Annotated in this window: 20 protein-coding genes; all 20 read right to left on the bottom strand. The window is 34.4% G+C overall.

Annotated elements, in window-relative coordinates; genetic code table 11:
* Positions 1–47: 47 nt before the first annotated feature.
* On the bottom strand, positions 48–272 hold the full coding sequence (locus ACMDB5_RS05900; RefSeq protein WP_414000086.1) for a hypothetical protein: 225 nt from the start codon (positions 270–272) through the stop codon (positions 48–50).
* 40 nt (positions 273–312) lie between these two features.
* Positions 313–852, bottom strand: a complete 540-nt coding sequence (locus tag ACMDB5_RS05895) for a DUF420 domain-containing protein (protein WP_414000085.1) — start codon at positions 850–852, stop codon at positions 313–315.
* A gap of 6 nt (positions 853–858) precedes the next feature.
* The gene (locus ACMDB5_RS05890) at positions 859–1548 is read right to left on the bottom strand and encodes an SCO family protein (protein ID WP_414000084.1); all 690 of its coding nucleotides are present in this window, start codon (positions 1546–1548) and stop codon (positions 859–861) included.
* 11 nt (positions 1549–1559) lie between these two features.
* The gene (locus tag ACMDB5_RS05885) at positions 1560–2201 is read right to left on the bottom strand and encodes a hypothetical protein (RefSeq protein WP_414000083.1); all 642 of its coding nucleotides are present in this window, start codon (positions 2199–2201) and stop codon (positions 1560–1562) included.
* Positions 2202–2279: 78 nt separating this feature from the next.
* On the bottom strand, positions 2280–2630 hold the full coding sequence (locus tag ACMDB5_RS05880; protein WP_414000082.1) for a cytochrome C oxidase subunit IV family protein: 351 nt from the start codon (positions 2628–2630) through the stop codon (positions 2280–2282).
* 16 nt (positions 2631–2646) lie between these two features.
* Positions 2647–3675, bottom strand: coding sequence for a cytochrome c oxidase subunit 3 (locus ACMDB5_RS05875; RefSeq protein ID WP_414000081.1), 1029 nt, complete (start codon positions 3673–3675; stop codon positions 2647–2649).
* A 42-nt stretch (positions 3676–3717) separates the two neighbouring features.
* The gene (locus tag ACMDB5_RS05870) at positions 3718–4305 is read right to left on the bottom strand and encodes a heme-copper oxidase subunit III (protein WP_414000080.1); all 588 of its coding nucleotides are present in this window, start codon (positions 4303–4305) and stop codon (positions 3718–3720) included.
* Positions 4306–4307: 2 nt separating this feature from the next.
* Positions 4308–5210, bottom strand: coding sequence for a heme o synthase (cyoE, locus tag ACMDB5_RS05865; protein WP_414000079.1), 903 nt, complete (start codon positions 5208–5210; stop codon positions 4308–4310).
* 174 nt (positions 5211–5384) lie between these two features.
* Positions 5385–7508 carry a gliding motility protein RemB gene (locus ACMDB5_RS05860; protein WP_414000078.1) on the bottom strand — a complete coding sequence of 708 codons (2124 nt, stop codon included), beginning with the start codon at positions 7506–7508 and terminating at the stop codon, positions 5385–5387.
* An 18-nt stretch (positions 7509–7526) separates the two neighbouring features.
* A complete protein-coding gene (gene deoC / locus ACMDB5_RS05855; protein ID WP_414000077.1) occupies positions 7527–8270 on the bottom strand; it encodes a deoxyribose-phosphate aldolase in 744 nt (247 codons plus the stop codon).
* 179 nt (positions 8271–8449) lie between these two features.
* The gene (locus ACMDB5_RS05850) at positions 8450–8875 is read right to left on the bottom strand and encodes a VanZ family protein (protein ID WP_414000076.1); all 426 of its coding nucleotides are present in this window, start codon (positions 8873–8875) and stop codon (positions 8450–8452) included.
* On the bottom strand, positions 8814–9194 hold the full coding sequence (gene gcvH, locus ACMDB5_RS05845; protein ID WP_414000075.1) for a glycine cleavage system protein GcvH: 381 nt from the start codon (positions 9192–9194) through the stop codon (positions 8814–8816). Before gcvH ends, ACMDB5_RS05850 begins: the two co-directional genes overlap by 62 nt.
* 85 nt (positions 9195–9279) lie before the next feature.
* Positions 9280–16470: a cell surface protein SprA gene (gene sprA / locus ACMDB5_RS05840; protein ID WP_414000074.1), complete on the bottom strand. Its 7191-nt coding sequence runs from the start codon at positions 16468–16470 to the stop codon at positions 9280–9282.
* 23 nt (positions 16471–16493) lie between these two features.
* The gene (gene ruvA, locus ACMDB5_RS05835) at positions 16494–17075 is read right to left on the bottom strand and encodes a Holliday junction branch migration protein RuvA (protein WP_414000073.1); all 582 of its coding nucleotides are present in this window, start codon (positions 17073–17075) and stop codon (positions 16494–16496) included.
* 87 nt (positions 17076–17162) lie between these two features.
* Positions 17163–19445, bottom strand: a complete 2283-nt coding sequence (locus tag ACMDB5_RS05830) for an NADP-dependent malic enzyme (RefSeq protein WP_414000072.1) — start codon at positions 19443–19445, stop codon at positions 17163–17165.
* 155 nt (positions 19446–19600) lie between these two features.
* Positions 19601–20035, bottom strand: a complete 435-nt coding sequence (locus ACMDB5_RS05825; protein ID WP_414000071.1) for a CBS domain-containing protein — start codon at positions 20033–20035, stop codon at positions 19601–19603.
* 169 nt (positions 20036–20204) lie between these two features.
* Positions 20205–21140 carry a tRNA epoxyqueuosine(34) reductase QueG gene (queG, locus tag ACMDB5_RS05820; RefSeq protein WP_414000364.1) on the bottom strand — a complete coding sequence of 312 codons (936 nt, stop codon included), beginning with the start codon at positions 21138–21140 and terminating at the stop codon, positions 20205–20207.
* 76 nt (positions 21141–21216) lie between these two features.
* Positions 21217–22239, bottom strand: a complete 1023-nt coding sequence (gene ruvB, locus ACMDB5_RS05815) for a Holliday junction branch migration DNA helicase RuvB (RefSeq protein WP_414000070.1) — start codon at positions 22237–22239, stop codon at positions 21217–21219.
* Between the two features lie 78 nt (positions 22240–22317).
* Positions 22318–24114: a cytochrome c oxidase subunit I gene (locus ACMDB5_RS05810; protein ID WP_414000069.1), complete on the bottom strand. Its 1797-nt coding sequence runs from the start codon at positions 24112–24114 to the stop codon at positions 22318–22320.
* Between the two features lie 30 nt (positions 24115–24144).
* A complete protein-coding gene (locus tag ACMDB5_RS05805; protein ID WP_414000068.1) occupies positions 24145–25302 on the bottom strand; it encodes a cytochrome c oxidase subunit II in 1158 nt (385 codons plus the stop codon).
* Positions 25303–25308 lie beyond the last annotated feature (6 nt).

Below are 25308 nucleotides of genomic sequence, written 5' to 3'. Positions count from 1 at the left end.
AATTTATATCTAAACTTGATGCCTTTGGTATTTTACAATATACTGTCTTACTTTACTTTTTTCTTTCTCATCCTATATACCGCATAACCAATAACCGCAACGAGCATATAAGGAATTGCCATCAAATATACGATTCCGTCATTTACAGCCTGCGCTTGTTCCGTATTAGAATCTCCTCCTAAGGCAGCGCGACACATAGCACATTGCGCTGTTGCTTCAAGAGAAAACAAAATAGATACAAACAGAAAAGCAACAGTTACTTTAAACTTCATATTCCCTTTTTTATACTCCAATTTTTTTACTTTAGACATACTATACATAATAAGGAGAAATCATTAAATACACTACAACACCAGTAATCGCAACATATAACCAAATAGGAAAAGTAATTTTGGCAATTTTTTTGTGCTTATCAAATACTTGAGCCAATCCTCGAACATAAGTAATCAACACCAATGGAATGATGACAATAGACAAGATGATATGTGTTATCAAAATAAAATAATAAATATATTTAATCGTTCCTTCGCCACCAAACTTAGTAGAATCAGAAGTCATGTGATAAGCTACATACATTGCTAAGAAGGCAACAGAACATCCGATAGCCGTTTTCATCAAATTTTCATGCAATTTCCTGTTTCCTTTTTTGATAGCCACTACAGCCAAAACTAGAAACAATGCAGTAAACCCATTTATTGTTGCATAAATAGGAGGCAAAAAGGAAAGAGGTTCAACATCATAACCCAATTTTCTCAAATTAACACCAAAAAGCAGGGCTACAACGAGCGGAATTGTCACTGACAATACCACAATCCATTTATTATATTTTTGTTCTAAATTTTGATCTTTCATTCTGTTTTATTCTTTTAATAATTGGCTAATATCTTGTTGAATATCTCTCACACCATTTTTATCCAAACCATCATAATATAAGATTGGATTCCCAAAATTATCTCTTCGGCAGCGAATATTTCCATTTTTATCAATCAAAGCAAATAATCCCGAATGTTCAAATCCGCCATTTACTTTAGCGTTCTCCCCAGCATAAAGATTAAATCCTTTATTTGCTAAATCAAAAATAGCTGTTTTATCTCCTGTCAAAAAATTCCAGTTTGAAGATTTAACACCTAATAAATCCGCATGTGATTTCAAAACTTCGGGCGTATCATTAGCAGGATCAATTGTAATGGAAACAATTCCGAAATTAGGATTTCCAAAGAATTTCTTTTCAATTTCCAACATGCTTTGATTCATTTTTGGACAAATCGTAGGACAAGATGTAAAGAAGAACTCCAAAACATATACCTTCCCTTTATAAGCTTCGTTACTAATGCTCACATTATTTTGACTCGTTAATTCAAACTTTGGTGCTGGACCAATTTCAACTAATTTACCATCATCATTTTTTGCAGAAGAAGACACCTTATCTAAACGCTCTCCTTTAACAATTTCGCCATTCTCAATTCTTGAAACTATTTTGGGCACTGCAAAAATGCCAAAGACAAGAATTACAAATGAAATTCCGATATAAGATTTATTTTTAAACATAGTTAATAGATTTAAAGCTGCTTTGAAGCATTGTTGTTTTTCTTAAGAGCGGCTCTGTATTCGTACAAGATGATTTTAAAATCATCTCCCATTTCATTACTTAACTCTGAGGGATGAAAAGTATTATACCCTTCTTTATATTCCTCTTTTTCCTTTCTTCCTCTAAGATTTCTTTCTTTATCTACTATAAATACATTTGGAGTTCCCGAATTTGAATCCAATTTCTCAACTAGGTTCAATTTATTATAATAGGCATTGATTTCCTCAGGCGTGGCAAATAAGAAATGCCAACTGGACACATCCGTAAAATCATCAAAAGCATCCATAATGTTCTTGACATCTCCTTCTGTTCCCAAAGGACAAATCATGACAAATTGCAAATCTTTAAACGTATGGTATTTTTGATAAATTTTCTCGTTAAGATTAAAAAGATTCCCTCTGTTTTTTAAAACCTCGGAACCACCAAAACCAAGAATTGTTATCTTGTTATCTAAGGTAGCTTTTTTACCGTCTAAAGACTGCCATTGACCAAAATCAGCAATTTTAGGAATAATGACAGGTAATTTTGTAAAACCATTTACACCAGATGCAAAGAATAAATAAGCAACAATTGGTAAAATAAAAAGAACAAAAAGAACGATATTTTTTTTCATTATAATTAAGATAATGTTTAATCGGCAAAAATAAAAAAAGGTACGCAATGCGTACCCTTTTTTTGAATTAATATATTGTTAAAAGTTCCATTTAATGGTAGAATCTCTAAAAACCTCGAAAATATAATCTCCTTCTGTCAAAAGAATAAAAAGTATATACAAAATCAAGAAAACAACAGGCAAAACAATTGACCATCTAAGACTTGATTTTTCACCCTCTAAGTGCATAAATGACCATACAATATAATATGCTTTATAAACCGTAAGGATATAAAAAATCCAATTCAGCAAATTCATACCTAGAAAATGATTCATATGAAATATTGCCGGCTTATAAATACCTAGGAAAACCTCTACAGTTGTTACCACTGATAACAATGCGAAAACAAACCAAATTCTTTTTGAATTAGAAACGTGTTCGTGTGACATAATAATAAATCTAAAATTAAACTAAGTAGAAAACTGTAAATACAAATACCCAAACTAAATCAACAAAGTGCCAGTATAACCCCACTTTTTCAACCATTTCATAACTTCTTCTTTTCTCATAAGTACCAAGAAGTACATTAAAAAACACGATGATATTGATTATAATCCCTGAGAATACGTGAAACCCGTGAAATCCTGTTATAAAGAAAAAGAAATCAGCAAATAATTTATTTCCATATTCATTTCTTACCAAGTTAGCACCTTCAACAACATGAGCTGCTTGGGTTAATCTTAACTCAGATTCAGCTCTAGTCAAAACCGTTTTGAACTTCACTTTAGACAATTCATGATTTACTTTAGTATCCTTAATTGCTTCCGGACCACCTTCATAAATAACTTCTGTTCTAATTAGCAATTCAGGATGTGCTTTGAAACCAGCTTGAATTTCTGCTACTGAATAACTAGGCAAAGACCCTTCGCCCATAAACCAAGTTGCATCATTTCTTTTAAGTTGATCTCTACCTTCATTCAAAGTTGCCGCAAAATCAGCAAGCGCTACACGCTTACCATCTTTGTCAACAAACTGAAGTAAACTACCTCCTTTTGTTTCGATTGCACCAAACTCTCCTTTTATGAAATTTTTCCATTCCCAAGCTTGTGATCCTACGAAGATCATACCACCAACAATGGTCAAAAACATATAAACAATAACTTTATTTTTTTTCATTTGATGACCTGCATCAACAGCCAAAACCATTGTTACAGATGAGAAAATCAAAATAAAAGTCATTAATGCCACATAATACATTGGTGCATCTACACCATGCATAAATGGGAAGTGATTAAACACTTCATCGGCCAAAGGCCAAGTTTCAATAAATTTAAATCTAGAAAAACCGTAAGCTGCTAAAAATCCAGAGAACGTTAAGGCATCAGACATGATAAAAAACCACATCATTAATTTACCATAACTTGCTCCCAATGGCTCATTGCCGCCTCCCCAAGTTTTTTCTTCACTATTTGCAGTAGTAACTGTCGCTTTCATAAAAGTTATTCGTTAAAAAGTTCCCAAATTTACGTTTTTTTCTTATTTAAAGAAATATAAAAATACAAATAAACAAACCCATAACAAATCTAGAAAGTGCCAGTACATTGCACCTAGTTCTATGCCAAGAGTTTGAGTCGAATTATATTTTTGTTTAAAATGATTATAAATTATAATTAGAAGTGAAATTAGACCTCCAGCCAAGTGCAACAAGTGCACAAATGCAATAACGTATAAAAATGTTGTTGTAATTACGCTTGAAGGACCTGTAGGATAATACCCCATTCCAATCAGATTAGAGAAGCCTACAAACTGCAAAATAACAAACAAAATCCCCAACGCTAATGTAGCTAAAAGATACGAAGAAGTTTCGCTTCTTTTGTCTTTTTGGATCGCTTTTTTTGCCAAATGCATCGTAATACTACAACCTACAATTGCAATTGTACTAAAATAAAAGACTGTTGGCAAATTAAAATCTTTCAACCAATCTACCCGGGACTTACTCACTATAAAAGCACTCGTCAATCCTCCGAACATCATAGTCATACTAATTATAGCGAACAACAATATCATCTTAGATGACCTCGCTGCCCTTTCCTTATGCTCTTCTGTTGTCATTATCATACTCATAACTATCTTAAAAATTTATCAAATATATACACTAATTGTAATAAGGTAATATAAGAAACACTCACCAGCATCAAAGTCCTAGCTGCCTTTGCACTTCTTACTTTATATAACCGAACCGCATAAAACAACATCCAAAGCCCCAATAAAAAAACAATCACTGCTGATATTGGCGTAATGAATAATTGCCCTGTAAACCCTAATGCTGGCAAAAGCGATGCTATAAGAAGCCAAACACTATACAAAATAACCTGAAGCGCCGTACCTTTATCTTTCTTACCCGTAGGCAACATAAAGAAACCCGCTTTTTCATAATCCTCATACAAAAACCATCCAATAGCCCAAAAATGAGGGAATTGCCAAAAAAACTGAATCAAAAACAATGTCCCTGCTTCTATTCCAAATTCACCTGTTGCAGCAACCCAACCCAACATAAAAGGGATTGCTCCAGGAAAAGCCCCAACAAAAACAGACAAGGAAGTCATCGTCTTCAAAGGAGTATAAACACTTGTATATAAAAATATTGAAATAGCGCCAAACATGGCCGTTTTAGGATTAATCGCATAAAGCAACGAAATTCCAATTATCGTAAGAGTACTCGCTAAAACCAAAGCCCCAATGGGAGACATTCTTCCCGAAGCAACCGGCCGGTTCTTTGTACGATCCATCAAAGCATCTAAATCTTTTTCAATAACCTGATTAAAAGCATTAGAAGCTCCAACCATGCAATAGCCACCTATTGCAAGCATTATCAAAACAGACCACTGAAACGGATGTTTATCATCAATCCCTAGGAAATAACCTGCAATTGAAGAAAACAAAACACTTATAGCTAGTCCTGCTTTTGTGATTTCTTTGAAATCCGTAAAAACCGTTTTAAGGGAAAATGTATTAGATATCGTATTCAATGCGGCTTTCTTTAGATTTTATAAAACTGTTGCAAATGTACAAATTAGATACAGAAATAGAAATTAAGAATTTACATTTTTTTCGACAATAGATTATTAAGAAAACACATCGCTAATAATCCATTTTAATCGCTAATAATCAATCAAAACACAAGTCAAATTAACAGTAAACCTCTAATAATCAAAATACCAATTAAACACATCGGCTCTTAATCCTAAAGCAAACCAATTCGTGCTTTGATTAAAAGTAGTCGCAGTATTCATTCTAGGATCAAAGCTTCTATAAATATAACTTCCAAAAAGCTTCAAGTTTGTAGCCGGGTTTACCAAATACCCTCCTTGAATATCTGCTATAAAAACATTCGTCCTATTTCCTTGCCCTACTTTTACACCCGAATCAAAAGGTCTATTTTCATCATAATCTTTATAAATATTCCCACCATAATTACGATCATCTTCATTTGTATCAAAATCCAATCCTCTAGTTCCGATTGTTATTTTGGCATCGGCAAAATATCGGTCTTTATGATAGCGAGCAATTGCAATAAACTCTCTGAAATTTCCACCCCATTGATGTCCTACACTCTGATTATTATGCCCATAATTCGTAATAGGCTCACTATGAGAATACACATAAGGACGCACATTATTGTATTCTAACTGCAATAATAAATTATCAACATGAAAAGCATTATAATATTTAACCCCTAATTGGTATCCATATTTATTTCTCCAACTATTATCTCTTTTTTTTATATCGCCAAGCGAAAATTCATCCAAAAGAAACTGCGCATATAAATTGACCTGATTGTTCCATTTGTATTTAGACGTTAATCCCAAAAGCGCATTTCCTGTTCTGGCCGAAGAAGCAAACTCAACAGACCGATAAAAAATAATTGGATTCACAAAACTAGCATCAAAGCCTCTATCATTGGTATCGGTCCATATAACCGATTCAAAGAATCCGAGATTCAATCTATTTGACACGTTCCAACTCAAATAATGATTTGCCATAAACTTGGTCGCATAGGTTCTTTCGAGTGTAACGGCGGGGCGAACATCCTTAAGCCACATATAGGTGTTTGTATATTTTATTTTCCAAAAACTAGTGTTCATTTTAAAATAAGGATACGGACTGGCTCCATCACTTTCAAGCAAAGAACGATAGCCATCACCAATAAAATTTCTCCCATAACCCAACTGCAAATCGATGTGTTTTGAAGGCGCAAAAGTCAAATTGGCTTCTGCCAAAGGAAAATCAAAAGCATCCGTTTTAAAATCTTTAGCTATTCCCATTCCGGGAATGATTGCGGGATTTCCACCCGCAGGCATGATAGACTTAGCATAATTATTAAAATAATCCGCAAAACGCCCTTGACTTTCAAAAATAGTCGTCGTAAAATTAAGCTGTTTTCCTAATCCTCCTCGAAAATTTATCGCCCTAGTATTCACATAAGTATAAGAAGCTTTATCATCAGAAGCTTTTCCGAGCTGTAAATCCAAAATTGGATTTAATGCAACCCAATAATCCTCACCTTGAATCTGAACCAAGTTTTCATTCCATAATTTTCTAGCCCACCAACCCGATACGTTTTTTTTGAGCTTTTCTTTTTGCCCTTTTACATCATAATACTTCGCGACCTCAGTATAAGTATAAGGTTTTGATCCCGTATGATTATTACTCCCAACTCGATTTAACGAAGCATCAAATTGCGCATAATAACTGTGAGAAAAAGGAATATTCAAGTGGCTTGTGTATTCTGGATTTCTATATTGCTTATATAAAATGCTATCCAGTTCCGTAAGTTGTTGGCTGTTATTCTGTAAAATTTCGGCTTTAGCAAGGGCTTCCGCAGCAATTGCCTCAGGACTTTTCAGCGGAATCGCTATATTAATATTGTATTTTGAATAAGTTGGCGCGCCATTATAAGTTGCTGCTATAATCTTAGGAAGCTTAGCAAAAACCCTCTTAGCTTCCTGAATCAACTCCGTATCCAAAGCATTCACATAAATCACTTTAAAGACTCCGTTTTCATCAACTTCAAAAAGCACTTTCACATTTCCATTAAAATGACTTCGAATCAGTTTTTCGGGAACAACAAAATTTTGAAAAACAAAGTCTTGCACCTTGTCATAAAAACAATTTTCCAATTCATTAGATTCTAAGCCAATGCAATTAGGAAAAACAGGAAATCGTTCAGCAGAAAGATTGGATTGCGAAACACGATTATTTATATTTTGAGAATACGCAAAAAAATAAAAAAATGATAAAACCAATGTTAGCCAACCTTTTTCCATATGATTCTGATTGTTGATTTAGTATCCGAGCTTTGCGTTTTCGCGATTTGCAATTGCTTTTGCGCCTGAGGTTCCTATTCTTTTCACCCCTAATCGAATCATTTCGATTGCTTCTTCATACGTTCTTACTCCTCCCGCCGCTTTTACAGGAAGCGGTGAGGCATTTTCGAGCATCATAATTATACTTGCAACTGTGGCGCCATTTGGCAAATTATTATCCGTTTTATAAAACCCTGTTGAAGACTTCACAAAAACCGACGCATAATCAGCCTCCTTAAAATTTGAAATAACTACATTTTTTATCAAAGCCGATAATTGAGTAATTTGCTTTTCATTGAGGGCTGCTACCTCTATAATCCATTTTACGACTTTATTATTTTCTAATCCCAACTGGGTGCATTTCAGAATTTCTTCTTTCACCAAATCAACTTTGCCATTTTTGAATGCCTCATAATTGCAAACAAAATCCAAATCATCTGCCCCATCCTCAATGGCTTGAACTGCCTCCTTAAGCTTATCCGTAATACTTGACTTCCCTTCCGGAAAATCAATCACAGTTCCTATTTGAACCTTTGAACCGGAATCTACAATCATTTTTTTTGCAATAACTACCATATCCGGGCGAACCATAATAAGCTTAAATTTTTCATCTATTGCTTCTTGAACAAAACCCTTAACTACCTGAAGATTTTCATTTTCATCAAGCCCCGCTTGTGCTGCGGTTTTTAAATAAGTTGAATCTAAATATTGTTTGATATTCATTACTCTTAAAATTTCATATTGATACTAATCAACGATTTACAAAAATGCATATTACATCCTCATTGGCATAAATATAATCATTTCACTTTTAAAAACAATACATTACAATCCCCAATGGAAGACAAATTTTGTTTATAACAAAAAAATCCCACCGAAGTGGGATTAGTATTTATATTTTTTTAGCGTTTCAGCCTAAAATAAATCGAGAGAACTAGAACAGCTAGAAAAGCTCCTGTTGTATTTGCTAAAACATCAAACACATCTGCTTGTCGATTTATTGTAAACGCTCCTTGCGCTATTTCGATTAGCATTCCAAAAAAGACAGAAAACAAAAAAGAGACAAGATAAGGTTTTTTACTGTTTCCATTTTTCGTTTGTTCCTTTAAAAATAAAATCCAAAGAAACGTAAATACAAAATGAAAAAAAACGTGAACGTATTTATCAAAATTCTGAACATTTACCGATGGAACATTGTTAAATGAAATCAAACAAAGAACAAGTACGATAGCGGTCCAAGAAAAAGCAAGCCAAAAAAAAATTAGTTTATGCACCAATAAGTTCTTTGTAAGCCTCACTTGAAAGCAACGAATCGTAATCAGCAACATCCGAAACTTTAATTTTGATCATCCATCCAGCACCGTAAGGATCTGAATTTACAGTTTCAGGAGCACTTTCTAAAGCATCGTTAAATTCTACAATTTCTCCAGCTAATGGAAGAAACAAATCAGAAACTGTTTTCACTGCTTCAACTGTTCCAAAAACTTCGTCTTTTTCTAGAGTTTGGTCCAAAGTTTCCACTTCAACATAAACGATATCTCCTAATTCTTTTTGAGCAAAATGTGTGATTCCTACAGTTGCAATATCACCTTCTAGACTAACCCATTCGTGATCTTTTGTGTACTTTAAATTTGCTGGTATACTCATAATAATATTAATGATAATTGATTAATTCTTTTTCGTTTGGCAAATGTAACAATCTTCTATTTAAATCTTGTTTAGATTCAAAAAATTAATTTCCAAAATTATAACGAAGCGTGAAACCGGAACGAATATTTGTTAAAGGAAATGTTGTTGATATCACTGCTTTTGAGAAAGAATGGTCATAATAGAAAATAGCGGTCAGATTTTTACTAAAAGTATAATCAGCAGTTAATTTTAAGGACCAAATATTTTGCCCACCTGCCAGTTGATTATTGTCGTAATCTAAATAACGTACAATCGTTTGATTATTTCGATAAGAGAAATCAGCTTTCATGTTGATATCTCCTTTTATTATTCCGGAAGGATTATCCGCTAATCGAGAAGAGAAAATTACGTCTTTGAATCGATATCCGAGACCTACTACATACTCAATTCCTTTAACTTCTGTCAATAAATTATTATCAAAACTCATAGATAAAGCTCGGTCTTTTTTCACTTCAGTAAGCAACTTCAAAGAGCTTTTCAATTCAAAATCCATTCGGATAAGTGGACTAAACTGCTCGACCAAGTTAATATTTGACATGATGGTTTTATTAAAAAAGTTCCCATTAGTATCAAATCCATTTGGTGCATTATCATATTCAAAATTAGATCTGTACTGATTGATTGTATAAGAAGCTCTATAATTGTGCTGCAATGAAAAACGCTTAAAGTTCTTTTTAAACAAATTATATCGCATAAGTCCATTATATCTAACGGACCAGTTTGGAATTGGAAAACTCCTAAAAACACCTAGCGAAACACCCGAAGCATCGCTTCCTGAATAAGCTGCTAAAAAAGCCGGCAACAAAACAGCTTGGTTATTTTTACCATAACCCAGTGGATAGCCTTCTGGATCAAGATTGGCAGGATTACTAACGTCTATACCGCGCTGTGTTGCTAATCTATTAGCAACCACAAGCCTATTTGCCCTAAAATCATCAAAAGCCTCCGAGAAAGATTCATTGCTAGTTGAAAATGCCGTTTTAATTAAAACCGTTGATATAGAAAACAGACCATAGGTATATGGTGAACGCGAATTGTAAATCCCATCAAAAACATCATATTGTTCTGAGAAATTTTCTGAAAAAGATCTGTCTGCCGTCAAGTCTATTTTTAGATCAGGGAATAAATCTACGTTTGCCGTTGCTTTAAACATCTTATTGGCAACCTGAGTAAAATTTTGATTGAATTCCTGATAATTGGTCAGCCATCCGTTTTTAGCAGCTTCAAATCGCACATCATCTTGACTTCCGAAAATAAATCCTAACGAAGGTCTTGACGAACCCAAAAATCCTATACTTGGCGTATAACCCGGTAAAACAGTACCACTGTTCTCAGTATAATTAATTTGAATATTTTTCACACTAGTCAAAACCCCCATAAAACCATCCATAAATTCATTGCTATTGGCTGGCTGTTTTGCACTTGTGTTTACCACTTTTTCTCCAGGCTTAGGAGCTTGTGCTTTAGGTTTACTTACCGGTTTATTGCTGCTTTTTGACAATCCTAAATATTTGTACAGCATTTCCATATTAAAACTTGCGTTCAGATTATTAGTACGTGCATTCTGGACTGTATTCCCTAAATTATAGTCGATTCCACCAATTTCAATTTGAGACAATGCTGTAGACGAACGCTGCCAGCTATAATCTCCCGTATACGAATAATTAGCCTTTACAAAACTAAATAATGGAATTTTGTTAATCGGAATCTCATAATTTAGAACGAGCTGTTGCATGTGCTGATTCGGATTTCCAATATCCCAATAACTATCCCAAATCGTAAAACTATCAATTGGCTCATTGTCCTGATTCAAATAATTTTTAACAATATTATTAGATGAAGCTGCATAACTCAGCTTCAAAGATTTAGTCAGATTATAATTGAATCCGTATTGATAATTAAATGCAAAGTTTCTTCTGTAAAGCGGATCAAGCCCAATACCTAAAACATCTTCTACCTGTCTAAATTGCTGACGATTGTACTGTCTATTAATATTAGTATTGAATGATATATTAGAAGGCAAATAATTAAAATTAAAATCGCTAAGCAATTTCCAATAACTGCTCTTTTTCATGAACTTAGTATTCTTGAAAGGCTCTACTGACTTTGGTTGAAAACTATAAGCATAATCAACAGAGGAACTGGCTTGCTGATCAGCATAATCTTCAATTTCAAAATCATGTCTCTCTACTTTATTATAAGACTGAGAAAAAGTAAAATTCTCCGGATCGTAAACGTGTTGTTTTTGCTCAGGACTTCTTTGTTTTCTAACTCCAATAAAATTAATACTGGTTCTTTTTGTATAATCTATAGCTCTGTTTCTAATATTATCTCTCTCGGCGGCATTTGCTGTATTATCCAATAATTGATTCAGCCTGATATCCTGATTAAAAGGATCATACTCAGGTGTTATTATTTCTTCCCCAATCCCGTAATTAAAAGGCAAATTAATTCCCCATTTTGTTGGCAATAGTTTCCCAAGATTAATATTAGTTACTATATTATACTGTTGGATATCCTCACGGCTTCTTTCATTAGAACCTTGTTCTAAAGCTCCAAATCCAATGGTACTCATTTTTCCGGTGGCCGAAACGGTGGCAAAATCGGCTAGATTGGAGTCAACATTCAATACCGCTGCCATCCCACCTTTATTGTCCATTTCTGCCAAACGCAATTCATTGAACCAAACCTCCCCTTTTATATCTTGGTGTGTCTCATTACTTTTTACACCTACCATCAAAGTTCGAACTAATCCAAAATTAGGATTTCCTTTTATCCCTAATCTCAATTTATTTATTTTATTGGCCAAAGCAGGGTTTAGTTCCTCTTCATTTTTATAATAAACTCCGTCTAAAGGCAAATCACTTGGATTGACACTCATGGCCATAATTTTCAATTGAGTCAATAGTTCCAATGACAAATCAATTTCATTGGCTTCGGGCCAAACCAATTCTGCACTCAAAGGCGAACAATTTGAACTTGATGTTGATGAAGGCACGGTAACTTTCAAAGGAATTTCTATTTGGTAGAAATTCTGAGTAAAATCATTTCCAAAACGGATAAAACCTACCATCTGATTGTCGCCTAACACCGTTTCATTTGGCAGAGATTCTGCATGCAAAAACATTTTCAATTTTTTGAATTGACGCATATCCACGCTTACGTTTTTGAAAACAGCTCTTGAATCCTCTGGTTCTAATCCAGAACCGGAAACCCTTAATGATAAAGATTGTTCGTCTTGATTTATAAGCGTATTATTATTATACAACTGTTCACGTTGAACACCTGGAGGGATTACGTAATTTACAGGACATCTTTCATTATTTTCCTGAACATTTACTGCCAACACATCTAAAATTGTTCCGTCATCAACTGTATTTACATCATTAACATCAAGCGAATTAGTATATCTTCTCCATTCTCCTCTTACTAAATCTAAAGCTCCGAAACGAACCGTAACTTCTTCATTAAAGCCAGTCATAAACATCCTCATGAAACGGATTGATCGAAAATCAGAAATATTCCCAATCGTATTCTGCGGTTGCGAAACCGGAATTTTGAACTGTAGCCATCTGGACTCTGTTACTTCTCCATTAACCAATGTAACTTGCTTATTTCTTACATCTGTTACATAATTTTGTCCTATATCCATACCAGGCCTAATATCAATACTGTATTCATAATAAGCATTAATGGTATTCATAGTATTATCTCTGTTGATATCCTCAACATCAGGAACTGTAGTAGATCCTCTATTAGGATCATTAATATCAACCGTCGAGTTCCCTTCTACGCCATTATAACCTTTATATCGCTTTATAACACTACCTGTGGTGTTTAAATAATACGTATAATCATCAGCCGCCGGATCTAATTCTGAAGCAAAATTATCATAGACAGCTCCCTCATTAGCACTAGATAAACCATCTAAACCAACATCCTGATTTTTTCGATTATCCGCATTGGTATCAAAGGCGTAAATTAAAGATTGCGAAGCAGGAACATCTCCCCAAATTGGTTTTGGATTCACCAATATTTGATCTGGACCTAAACCGTTTTCATATTGCTTTCTTCCATCCTTTAAAACATCTTCTGATATTTCTCCTAGATTGAAGTAAATTTTACCCATGTTCGTATCAGCCATTTTACCTTTTCCGACATAGGGGTCTAAAACCCAAAACTGAATATACTCTACATTTCCTTGTTCAAAATTTGTAGAATTTATGGATCTCATAATTCCACCAAAGTTAGAAGCAGGATCAGCAGCATAATTTATATTATTATTATATGGTCCTCTTTCTGAAGGAAAATAACTTAAATCCAACGTATTTATTACTTGTGATTGTCCCTGTGCAATATCCGTCAAGGGATACAATTCTTCGCTATAAATTCTTCTGGTGGTATTAAATGACAAATCATCATTTGAAATTCCAGCTGGTTTTTGAGCATAAAATATAGGATCTATCGAATACCAAGCCAACTTTGCTCTTTTAAAACCATAACTCAAATCATTGGCATTGGCATTAAAATCATAGGTGCTATAGGTGTTATTTGCAGGAGTAGATGCCAAACTCCACGCATAAGCCGAACGCATATCGATAGTAGATTGTGAACCTTCAAAATCATCTATATAAATAGTAGACTCTCCTTCAAAACGATCCGCTTTTGGTGAATCCGGTTTCAAGAAAGCAACTTCCCCTCTTACAGAAAGATTCGATGGAACATCTGTATCTAAATTGGGTAATTTATTAACCAATCTCGTTAAAAAAGGAACCTCTGTAGAAAAATTAGTATTGAAACCAAAAATAGTATTGTTAACCGATTCCTGCCCAAAACTGGATTTTTGGGTAAATGGTTTTTCGGTCATTTTTAAGAAAGTAGCTCCAACCAAAAATTTATCCGAAATTTTATGCTCTACATTGACCCCCATAAAGCGTCGGGTTTGTTGTCCAAAAATTGAATTATTTTCCAAAGAAACATTAATCGGTGTATTAGAGGCTTGAAGTGATGGATCTAGAATTTGAACTCTTCCCAATTGATAATTCACACTATAATCAATACCTTCTACTAAAACCCTTCCTCCGGCGGTAACAACAACCGAGCCCTGAGGAACATTAAATGCACCAATAGGAATCCCGTCTCCGCTAGATGATTTATACTTACCTCTTAAAAGAAACTTATTTTTTTCGCTGTCTTGCAAGGCACCAGATTGAGTGTTGCGGTACATGTTTCTAAACACATACTTTTTTTGATTTGGATTATACGAATTGGCATCATTATAATTTTCGCCTGCACCTGTGTTGGACAATTTAGAAAACAGCAGCTCACCAAATGGCTCTTTGGTAGTAAAAACAATTCGCCCGTTTTGAGAATCCATCGTCAAGCCCGGTATAAAATCAAAAAAACCATCCCCGCCAACTTGTGGGTCATTATTGTAATTCAGTTTATCTAAATCAAACACCTTTAGTAGCGGCGTTTCTTTTACCTTGTTTTCTGCAGACGGATTGCTAGGAAATGGAATCGGGTTTCCGGCCGCATCCTTAGCTTCTGTTATGTAATTTAAAGGAGAAGGATCCGTATAAAGAATATTAAACCTAAAGTCTTCTTGTTTTACTTGATATGCCCCTGGTATTTGATAAATATTTTTCATCATCAAATTCCAAACCGGGTTTTTAACATTGGTCAAATTACTTTTCAGCATTTTTAAAATCAAACTTTGAGTAACAATCGCCTTATTTGAATCTGTGCCCGTTACAACTGTTGCATCAATCCCATCACTTCCAAACTCACCCACACGATACACTTTATCCCCTATAGTATATTCATATGCCACAGCAAGTACTTCGTCATTAGCTAATTTTTGTTGCAATGAAATATAACCTAATTGAGGATGATACGTATATTCATTCAATGTAAGCTTTCTTGCATTTTCTAATTTTGAGTAATCTTGTCCCTCACTAATTGTTACATCATTCGTAAATCCTGAATTTGCGGTTACGATTTCACGAATATTATTATTCAAAAAACCTGTACCCCCAATATCTGATGGATTAAACCTATTGTTTGAGTTATCTGAAGGTAAATCAAAAACACCTGGGTTTTTAAAAAAGTTAGCTGGTAACGGATTCAAAACTACTACTTCGTTGTCATTTATTAGGTTGCCTTTTAAATCTGTTAATTGTCCTTCACCTAAATCCTGAAGCGCAATAATATTCCTTAAATTATTAGAAGTTGTATTAACTCTTGCTTGCTTATTTGTTACCCAAATTTCCAATCTTGTTATTTGAACCCTACTATCTATAAAAGGATAATTTTTTAGCGAAGCGTCATATTTGTTTCTAAAATACTGCGACAGGAAAAAGTGTCTGTCACTATCATAATCGAGGGCAAAAACATCAAATTCTTGAATGGTACCACCTCCTTGAGAAACTACGCTTTTAGTTTGCGATTTCTGTTCCGAAAAAACTCCTGTAACCGTTGTTTTTCCAAATTGTAATTGGGCTTTTACCCCAAATAAACTTTGAGCACCTCTAATCAAAGAACTGTTCAAAGGCATGCTTACATTTCCTACCTCAATCTTTTGAATAATATCATCTTCAGATGGAGCATATTCTAATTTCATTAGGTTTTGGAAAGCGAAAGTAGATTGGGTATCATAATTAGCATTCACATTCAATCGTGTACCCACTTTCCCCATCAAGCTCATGCTTATTCTCTGTTCAAAATCAAAAGAAAGATTGGATCTATTTCTAGGAGAAAAGGACGGATTATCTTGTTTGGTATATCGAGCACCTAAATCCATTTCTACTGAACCGGTGGGTTTTACATCAATAGTATTACTTCCAAAAATAGATTCAAAAAGACCTGAATTTACATAATATTTAGGCAATAAATCTTTTTTAGCTTCTTCGCTACCTTCTTTTTTCCCATCAATGGCGTCTGCTTTTTTCTTGAAATAGGCTTTCATAGATTCTTTCAACACCAAACTTTCATATTCTTTTGGAGTCAAGACCACAGGATAATTAATGGAAAATCCGTCTATGGAATTAGTATAAATATACCTATCACTAACAGGATCATAAGTGTAACCCGATAAAATACTTTTAGGGTCTTTTATTTGAATCTTGCCTTTAGAAAAACCAGCTTTAACTGTATCCTGAACTTCTTGTTTTATCTGGGCTTGTGATATAAAACCACAAAACAAAACCAGCAAAAAAATATGAAATCTATACATACAATTCGTGTTTTTGAATACTTTTATAGAATCTTCAAAGCTCTCTTTATAATCGACTCAACAGAAGCTTCCGGGTCCTCTTTTACGATTTTTTCAATAATTTTTTCAGAGTTTTTTCGAACAAAACCTAAAACCTCCAAAGCTGATAACGCTTCGTCTCTATTTGTATTGCTTTGCGAAACCAAAACTTCATCCAAATCGTACAATTTTAACACTTTTTCTTTTAAGTCAAGTATTAACCGTTGAGCTGTTTTGCTTCCAATCCCTTTTACAGACTGGATTGTAGCCACGTCAGCTGAGCCAATTGCATTTGTAATTTGTTTAGGGTCTAAAGAAGAAAGCATCGTTCTGGCGATACTGGCACCAACACCCGAAACAGACAATAGCAATTTAAAAATTTCTCTCTCTGATTTTTCAATAAATCCAAACAAAGTATGTGCATCTTCTTTTACTTGAAGATGCGTAAATAATTTTATAAAATCAGTATTCGGAAGCAACGAATAAGTATGTAATGAAATATTTATATGATAACCTACACCTCCACAATCGATAACAACATGCGTTGGTGTTTTTTCTACTAATTTCCCTTGAAGTTGTGCTATCATTTATTTTTTTATATAAATCAAAATACCTATCTGTTTTTTAAAATCAAAAAAAGGTTCCTTGAATCCTCAAGGAACCTTCAATTCAAATTAATTGTTTTTTCTCTTCTGTTTTTCTTGCGCATCAATAACTGTGATGGCAGCCATATTAACCATTTCTTCTACGCTAGCTCCTAATTGAAAAATATGAACCGGTTTCCCCATTCCTAACATTATTGGCCCTATTGAGTCAACCTTATTCAATTCTTTTAATAGCTTATAAGTAATATTTGCCGAATCAAGGTTAGGAAAAATCAAGGTATTTACTTTTTTTCCTGCCAATTTAGAAAACGGAAATTTCTCTTTTAACATCTCTGGATTTAAAGCAAAATCAGCCTGAACTTCACCATCAATAATCATCTCCGGATGATTCGCGTGCAAGTAAGCTACCGCTTCTCTAACTTTAGCTGCGTTAGCATCAGTCGATGATCCAAAATTAGAAAATGAAACCATAGCAATTACCGGTTCTACTCCAAACATTCTGGCTGTTTTTGCAGTCATAATTGCAATTTTAGCCAAATCATCCGCCGATGGGTTTATATTTATAGCCGTGTCCGATAAAAACATAGGTCCACGTGCAGTCATCATCATATTTGTGGTAGCCACAATAGAAGCTGCTGGCGCTTTACTGATAAGCTGCAACATTGGCTTCACTGTTGAAGGGTAACTTCTGGAGTATCCAGATACTAAACCATCAGCTTCGCCCTCATTGACCATCATAGCTGCAAAATAGTTTCGCTCTCTCATTAATTTCTGAGCATCTAACAAAGAGATACCTCTTCTTTTTCTAGATTCCCAATATTTGTTTGCAAATCGGTTTCTTCTAGCTTCTTCTTCTTTTATTTTCGGGTCAATAATTTCGACTTCGACATCAAAGCCCAATTCCTCTTTCAGTTCCAAAATAATTTCCTTGTTTCCCAATAAAATCGGAAAACCAATACCTTCTTCGAATACAATTTGAGCCGCTTTTAACACATCCAGATGATCAGCTTCAGCAAAAACAATTCTTTTTGGTTCCATTTTGGCTCTATTGGTAATCAATCGAACCATTTTATTATCATTCCCTAAGCGATCTAGAAGCTCTTCTTCGTACTTTTTCCAATCTGTAATAGGATTTAATGCTACTCCAGAATCCATTGCCGCTTTTGCAACAGCAGGAGCAACAATCGAAATTAACCTAGGGTCAAATGGTTTTGGAATAATATAATCTTTACCAAAAACTAATTTAGTAGCTCCGTAAGCAATATTTACCTGCTCTGGAACTGATTCTTTGGCCAATATAGCTAGTGCCTTTACGGCAGCCATCTTCATTTCTTCATTAATTTTGGTAGCACGAACATCCAATGCTCCTCTAAATATGTATGGAAATCCAAGTACATTATTCACTTGATTAGGATGATCCGATCTTCCCGTTGCCATTATAATATCCTTACGGGTTTCAACAGCCAAATTATAATCAATTTCCGGATCAGGATTTGCCATAGCAAAAACAATCGGGTTCTCAGCCATACCTAACAACATTTGGGCTGTCATGATATTTCCTGATGATAAACCTAAAAATATATCTGCACCCACTAAAGCCTCTTCAAGACTTACTGGCGTTATATCTTTAGCATATTTTAGTTGCATAGCAGACAGAGATGGGTTGTCTTTTGTCAAAACACCTTTACTGTTAAACATCAATATATTTTCAACCTTAACTCCTAGCAAAACATATAAATCTGCGCAAGCTATTGCTGCCGAACCAGCTCCCGACACAACCATTTTCACGTCTTCTGCTTTTTTATCAGCCAGTTCTAATGCATTTATTAATGCCGCCGAGGATATAATAGCCGTTCCGTGCTGATCATCATGCATTACCGGAATATTCAACTCTTCAACAAGTCTGCGCTCGATTTCGAAAGACTCGGGAGCTTTAATATCCTCAAGATTTATACCTCCAAAAGTTGGAGCAATATTTTTTACCGTTTGTATAAACTCCTCTATATCTTTAGTTCCTATTTCAATATCAAAAACGTCAATATCAGAAAATATTTTAAATAATAATCCCTTGCCTTCCATAACTGGCTTTGATGCTTCTGGACCAATATCCCCAAGTCCTAAAACAGCAGTTCCATTAGTTATTACAGCAACTAAATTTCCTTTTGCCGTATATTTATATACGTTATTTACATCTTTGGCGATTTCCAAACAAGGTTCAGCCACACCCGGAGAATAAGCTAATGACAAATCTCTTTGAGTTGCATATTTCTTGGTAGGAACCACCTGAATTTTCCCTGGAGTAGGCTTAGCATGATATAACAATGCCTCTCTTCTTTTGCTATTTTTGTTCATTTTATTAGATTTTATTCTAGTTTACAAAGATATAAGACTTGGCCTAAAAAGGAAGCTTTTATAATATTCTTTTATAAAAAACCAGCTTCTTTGAAAACAAAAAGAAAAAGCTGCATAAGTTTGCAGCTATTAATACAAATCTCATAATTTTTAACCTAAGTCTTACTTCCACTAATATAAGAGTCCAAATGTTGAATAGTACTTTTTTGAAGTTCGATTATCTCCATTACAACATCACCTATGGAAATAATTCCCAAAACCAAATTATTTTCTACAACCGGAAGATGGCGAACCCTTCTTGTAGCCATTAATTCCATGCAATAATCTAAATTATCAGTTGGTTTTATGGTGATGACTTCTTGTACCATAATCTCTTTAACGAGCGTTTCTTTGGAAGCTTTATCCTTTAAAATAATTTTTCGGGCATAATCTCTTTCTGAAAAAATTCCTTTTAAATCCGAATCATCAATTACCAAAATAGCACCAATGTTTTTATCACCCATTACTTTTAAGGCTTCATATACCGTAATTGTAGAAACAACAGAATAGACTGCATTTCCTTTTCTGCTTAATATTTGATTTACAGTCATAACACACAATTTAATTTACTCTAAAGTTATAAAAAAAAGTATACAAATAATATTTTTTACTTGTAACAAAATCAAAATTTAAAAAAAACAATATTGTAAGTCAGCACTTTAAAATAAAATACAGGGAACCAAATAAAAAGAAACATTTGACAACTCGAAAACAGGATTGTTATTTTAAAAAATCGATGTTACGTTTAATGCCTTGAAACTTTGCTCTCTTTAGTGGAGAATCTTTAAATACCGTTTTAAAAGTTTCTTCGGTGATTTCCTCCCAGTCTTTTTTAGACATAGAAAGCATTTCCGGATTAGGATTGAATAATGGTTCCGAATGCTGTTTTGAAAATCTGTTCCACGGGCAAACATCCTGACATACATCGCAACCAAAAGCCCAATCATCAAACTTTCCTTTCATTTCCAAAGGAATATTCTCTTTGAGTTCAATGGTAAAATAGGATATGCACTTACTTCCATCAACAACATAGGGAGATACAATTGCCTGAGTAGGACAAGCATCAATACAGGCAGTACAAGTGCCACAATGATCTGTAGTAACGTGATCATATTCTAAATCGAGATCAATAATTAATTCGGCTATAAAATAAAATGAGCCCACTTTTTGAGTCAACAAATTACTGTTTTTTCCTATCCAGCCCAAACCGCTTTTGGCTGCCCAAGCTTTATCGAGTACTGGAGCCGAATCTACAAAGGCGCGACCGGAAACTTCACCGATGGATTCCTGAATTGAAAACAAAAATTCTTTTAGCTTTTCTTTAATTACAAAATGATAATCCTGACCATAAGCATATTTAGAAATCTTATAATAATCTGTCCCGTCGCTTCTGGATTGTTGTTGATCCGGATAGTAATTCAACAAAAGAGAAATAACACTTTTGGCATCATCTACAAGCTTAGTTGGATCTAAACGTTTGTCAAAATGGTTTTCCATATAAGCCATTTGACCATTTCTATTTTTGCTTAACCAATCTTCAAGTCTTGGCGCATCCTGTTCAAGGAAACCGGCTTTTGATATACCACAAGACAAAAATCCGAGGCGTTTGGCTTCGGATTTTATAAACTGTGTATATTGAGATTTTGAATTGATAATTCTATATATAATTAATTAAACCAATCGTTTTTAGCGTGGATATAACGTACCGAACCATCGGGATCAGGAAAAGCTCCTAAAATAATCCCCCTTGAATATTTGCTTTTATTTTTCCCAAATGCTTATAAGCTTTATCAGTCACTTCACGCCCTCTAGGAGTTCTCATAATAAATCCTTCCTGAATCAAGAAAGGCTCATAAACTTCTTCAACGGTTTCGCTACTTTCGGAAACGGCGGTTGCAAGAGTTGACAAGCCAACCGGACCACCTTTAAACTTATCGATAATGGTATTCAAAATTTTATTGTCCATTTCGTCGAGTCCATGCGCATCAACATTTAAGGCTTTTAATGCATAACGAGCAATCTCAATATCGATAGTTCCATTTCCTTTTATTTGTGCAAAGTCACGAACTCGGCGCAATAAAGCATTCGCAATACGCGGCGTCCCTCTACTTCTGCCGGCAATTTCAATTGCTGCTTCCATAGAAATAGGCATTTTTAAAATAGAAGCACTTCGCTCGACAATTGTCGTTAACAATTCAGTGGTATAATATTGCAATCTCGATGAAATACCGAAACGCGCTCTCATAGGCGCTGTTAACAGCCCTGAACGTGTTGTCGCTCCAATCAGGGTAAAAGGATTCAGATTAATCTGCACAGTACGTGCATTTGGCCCAGATTCAATCATGATATCAATCTTAAAATCCTCCATTGCCGAATATAAATATTCTTCAACAATTGGACTTAAACGATGGATTTCATCAATAAATAAGACATCCCTTTCTTCTAAGTTAGTCAACAATCCGGCTAAATCACCTGGTTTATCTAAAACAGGACCGGAAGTAATTTTTATTCCAACTTGTAATTCGTTAGCCAAAATATTAGCCAAAGTCGTTTTACCTAAACCCGGAGGTCCGTGAAAAAGAGTGTGATCAAGCGCTTCGTTTCTTTGATTTGCAGCTTCAACAAAAACTTTTAAATTTTCTAATACCTGATCTTGACCCGCAAAATCATCAAATGATAATGGCCTTAATTTTTTTTCAAGATCAAATTCTTCCGAATTATACCCTTTGGTTGTTGGATCTAAATTTTCATTCATGGAACAAAGATAGAACAAAGTTACAAGTAAAAAAAAATGCCTCTCTGAATAGAAAGGCATTTTTTATATTTATAGAAACTAGTGATGTAAAACTTCTTCACCTGGTTTCATTGGTACATTTTGAGGAACGAAATCCACATCATGATTCGGATTGCTATAGTCATATGGCCATCTGTGAACTTCTGGAATTTCACCTGGCCAGTTTCCATGTATATGTTCAACTGGAGCGGTCCATTCAAGAGTAGTAGATTTCCAAGGATTCTGAACTGCTTTCTTACCGTAGAAAATACTAACGAAGAAATTGTATAAGAAAACCAATTGAAAAACTCCACCAACTAAAGCGAATACAGTAATAAGCACATTCACATTTTGCAAATCATCAAATAATGGGAAGTTAGTATTTGTATAGTAACGTCTTGGCAAACCTGCTAATCCGATAAAGTGCATTGGGAAAAATACTCCATAAGCACATATTGCAGATACCCAAAAGTGAACATAACCTAAGTTTTTATTCATCATTCTTCCGTACAATCTAGGGAACCAGTGGTAAACACCAGCAAACATTCCATAAAGAGCAGAAATACCCATTACCAAGTGAAAGTGAGCAACAACGAAATAAGTATCATGCACATTAATATCCAAAGTACTATCTCCAAGAATAATTCCTGTTAAACCTCCAGTGATGAAAGTAGAAACCATTCCAATTGAGAACAACATTGCAGGATTTAATTGTAAATTCCCTTTCCACAAAGTTGTAATCCAGTTAAAAGCTTTTACCGCTGATGGTATCGCAATCAATAAGGTCGTAAATGTAAATACAGAACCTAAAAATGGATTCATTCCTGAAATAAACATATGGTGCCCCCAAACAATTGTAGATAAGAATGCAATTGCGAGAACAGACATAATCATCGCTCTGTAACCAAAAATTGGTTTACGAGCATTAGTAGCCATAACTTCAGATACAATTCCCATTGCAGGTAAAATTACAATATATACCTCTGGGTGACCTAAAAACCAAAATAAGTGCTCAAACAATACTGGAGAACCACCTTGGTAATGTAAAACTTCTCCAGCGATATAAATATCTGACAAGAAGAAAGAAGTACCAAAACTTCTATCGAAAATCAACAATAAAGCTGCTGATAATAATACTGGGAACGAAACCACACCAATGATAGCTGTAACAAATAAAGTCCAAATTGTTAACGGTAATCTTGTCATTGACATCCCTTTTGTTCTAAGGTTAATTACAGTAACAATATAATTCAAAGATCCCATTAAAGAAGAAGCGATGAAAATAGCCATAGAAATCAACCAAAGTGTCATACCCATACCTGAACCAGGAATTGCTTGTGGCAATGCACTCAAAGGAGGGTAAATTGTCCATCCAGATGATGCAGGACCTGCCTCAACAAACAATGAACAAATCATAATAACAGCTGAAACAAAGAACAACCAGTAAGAAACCATATTCATGAATCCAGAAGCCATATCTCTAGCTCCAATTTGAAGTGGGATAAGTAGGTTACTAAAAGTTCCACTTAAACCGGCAGTCAAAACAAAGAAAACCATGATGGTCCCGTGAATTGTAACCAAAGCTAAGTAAATATCATTAGCCATGACACCTTCAGGAGCAAACTTATCTCCTAACAACACATTGAATATTTTAAAAGATTCTTCTGGCCAAGCAATTTGCATTCTAAAAAGCAAAGACATCAAAATCCCTATAACTCCCATTATAATACCCGTTATCAGGTACTGCTTGGAAATCATTTTATGGTCTATACTAAAAATATATTTAGTAATAAAAGTTTCTTTATGATGGTGTTCGTGTTCGTGATCCTGTGCGTGATCGTGACCTTCTGCTGACATATATGTATACTTTAAATTTTCTTAATAATTTTATTTCATTGCTATTTTTGCAACAGCTGTGGTATCCTCTCCTTTTGTAGAATCTACCTGAATAGTTCCATCAACAGGAGCAGCTGGTGCTTTAGCTTCTTTCACTTGTTTTACTAAAAGAGCTTGCTCATTCAACCATTTTTTATAATCCTCTGGAGTATCAACAATTATTTTCATTTGCATGTTGTAATGTGAAGCTCCACAAATTTTATTACAAAGTAACAAATAATCAAAGGCATAAGGATCTAAAGCGCTTCCACCTTTAGCAATAAGCTCAGCACTTTTCTTTGCTCTCAAAGCATTGATATTAGCTACTTTCTCAATCATGTAAGGCAATTCTCTATATTCAGCAGTAGTATAAACAGGCTCAAAAGCAAATTCAGTTACCATACCCGGAACACAGTTCATTTGTGCTCTAAAATGAGGGAAATAAGCTGAGTGTAAAACATCTTGCGATCTCATTTTAAAATGCACCTTTTTCCCTTTTGGAATATGCAATTCAGAAACCACAATATCATCTTGTGAATAAGGATCAGACATGTCAACTCCAAGAGTATTTATTCCTTCAATCAATCTAACATTAGCTTTTCCAAGAACATTGTCTTCTCCAGCATATCTTGCAGTCCATTTAAATTGTTGTGCATATAATTCAATCACAACAGTATCTTCATCTTCATCAACAAACATAATATTTGTCCAAGCATAAAGTCCGTATAAAATCAAACCAGCTAATACAACCGCAGGAATTACACTCCAAATTGCTTCTAATTTGTTATTATCAGCAAAAAACAACGCTTTTTGATCTTTTTTACCTTTGTACTTAAAAGCAAAATAATGCAATAAAACCTGTGTAATTGCTTGAACAATAAAAATTAAAACCCAAGTAATATTCATTAGATAATCAACATCACTACCATGCTCAGATGCAGGTGTGTGAAGTACTAAAGGTCCCCATTTGATTAATCCATAAATTGAAAATATGTAAAGAAAGGCTAAAAAACCAAACATTAAATATCCCTGAACATTATTATCTTTATCTGTAGCTATTTCCGAACAGTCTGTATTTGAACCTACTTGAGTAAGGTCAAATATTTTTGTCAATTGCCACAAGGCAACAGCCAATAAAACTAAAACTATAATTACCAACAAACTTGTCATCTGTTT

It is taken from the genome of Flavobacterium sp. W1B, from assembly GCF_047344965.1.
Lineage (GTDB): Bacteria > Bacteroidota > Bacteroidia > Flavobacteriales > Flavobacteriaceae > Flavobacterium.
Note: the sequence above shows the minus strand (reverse complement) of the source record. Positions and strands in the feature narration are given on the sequence as shown.

What these genes read in the sequence shown, in the direction of transcription:
- ACMDB5_RS05900 (WP_414000086.1), bottom strand. Translation starts at nt 272, where the DNA reads ATGAAGTTTAAAGTAACTGTTGCTTTTCTGTTTGTATCTATTTTGTTT.
- ACMDB5_RS05895 (WP_414000085.1), bottom strand. Translation starts at nt 852, where the DNA reads ATGAAAGATCAAAATTTAGAACAAAAATATAATAAATGGATTGTGGTA.
- ACMDB5_RS05890 (WP_414000084.1), bottom strand. Translation starts at nt 1,548, where the DNA reads ATGTTTAAAAATAAATCTTATATCGGAATTTCATTTGTAATTCTTGTC.
- ACMDB5_RS05885 (WP_414000083.1), bottom strand. Translation starts at nt 2,201, where the DNA reads ATGAAAAAAAATATCGTTCTTTTTGTTCTTTTTATTTTACCAATTGTT.
- ACMDB5_RS05880 (WP_414000082.1), bottom strand. Translation starts at nt 2,630, where the DNA reads ATGTCACACGAACACGTTTCTAATTCAAAAAGAATTTGGTTTGTTTTC.
- ACMDB5_RS05875 (WP_414000081.1), bottom strand. Translation starts at nt 3,675, where the DNA reads ATGAAAGCGACAGTTACTACTGCAAATAGTGAAGAAAAAACTTGGGGA.
- ACMDB5_RS05870 (WP_414000080.1), bottom strand. Translation starts at nt 4,305, where the DNA reads ATGAGTATGATAATGACAACAGAAGAGCATAAGGAAAGGGCAGCGAGG.
- ACMDB5_RS05860 (WP_414000078.1), bottom strand. Translation starts at nt 7,508, where the DNA reads ATGGAAAAAGGTTGGCTAACATTGGTTTTATCATTTTTTTATTTTTTT.
- deoC (WP_414000077.1), bottom strand. Translation starts at nt 8,270, where the DNA reads ATGAATATCAAACAATATTTAGATTCAACTTATTTAAAAACCGCAGCA.
- ACMDB5_RS05850 (WP_414000076.1), bottom strand. Translation starts at nt 8,875, where the DNA reads ATGTTGCTGATTACGATTCGTTGCTTTCAAGTGAGGCTTACAAAGAAC.
- gcvH (WP_414000075.1), bottom strand. Translation starts at nt 9,194, where the DNA reads ATGAGTATACCAGCAAATTTAAAGTACACAAAAGATCACGAATGGGTT.
- sprA (WP_414000074.1), bottom strand. Translation starts at nt 16,470, where the DNA reads ATGTATAGATTTCATATTTTTTTGCTGGTTTTGTTTTGTGGTTTTATA.
- ruvA (WP_414000073.1), bottom strand. Translation starts at nt 17,075, where the DNA reads ATGATAGCACAACTTCAAGGGAAATTAGTAGAAAAAACACCAACGCAT.
- ACMDB5_RS05830 (WP_414000072.1), bottom strand. Translation starts at nt 19,445, where the DNA reads ATGAACAAAAATAGCAAAAGAAGAGAGGCATTGTTATATCATGCTAAG.
- ACMDB5_RS05825 (WP_414000071.1), bottom strand. Translation starts at nt 20,035, where the DNA reads ATGACTGTAAATCAAATATTAAGCAGAAAAGGAAATGCAGTCTATTCT.
- ruvB (WP_414000070.1), bottom strand. Translation starts at nt 22,239, where the DNA reads ATGAATGAAAATTTAGATCCAACAACCAAAGGGTATAATTCGGAAGAA.
- ACMDB5_RS05810 (WP_414000069.1), bottom strand. Translation starts at nt 24,114, where the DNA reads ATGTCAGCAGAAGGTCACGATCACGCACAGGATCACGAACACGAACAC.
- ACMDB5_RS05805 (WP_414000068.1), bottom strand. Translation starts at nt 25,302, where the DNA reads ATGACAAGTTTGTTGGTAATTATAGTTTTAGTTTTATTGGCTGTTGCC.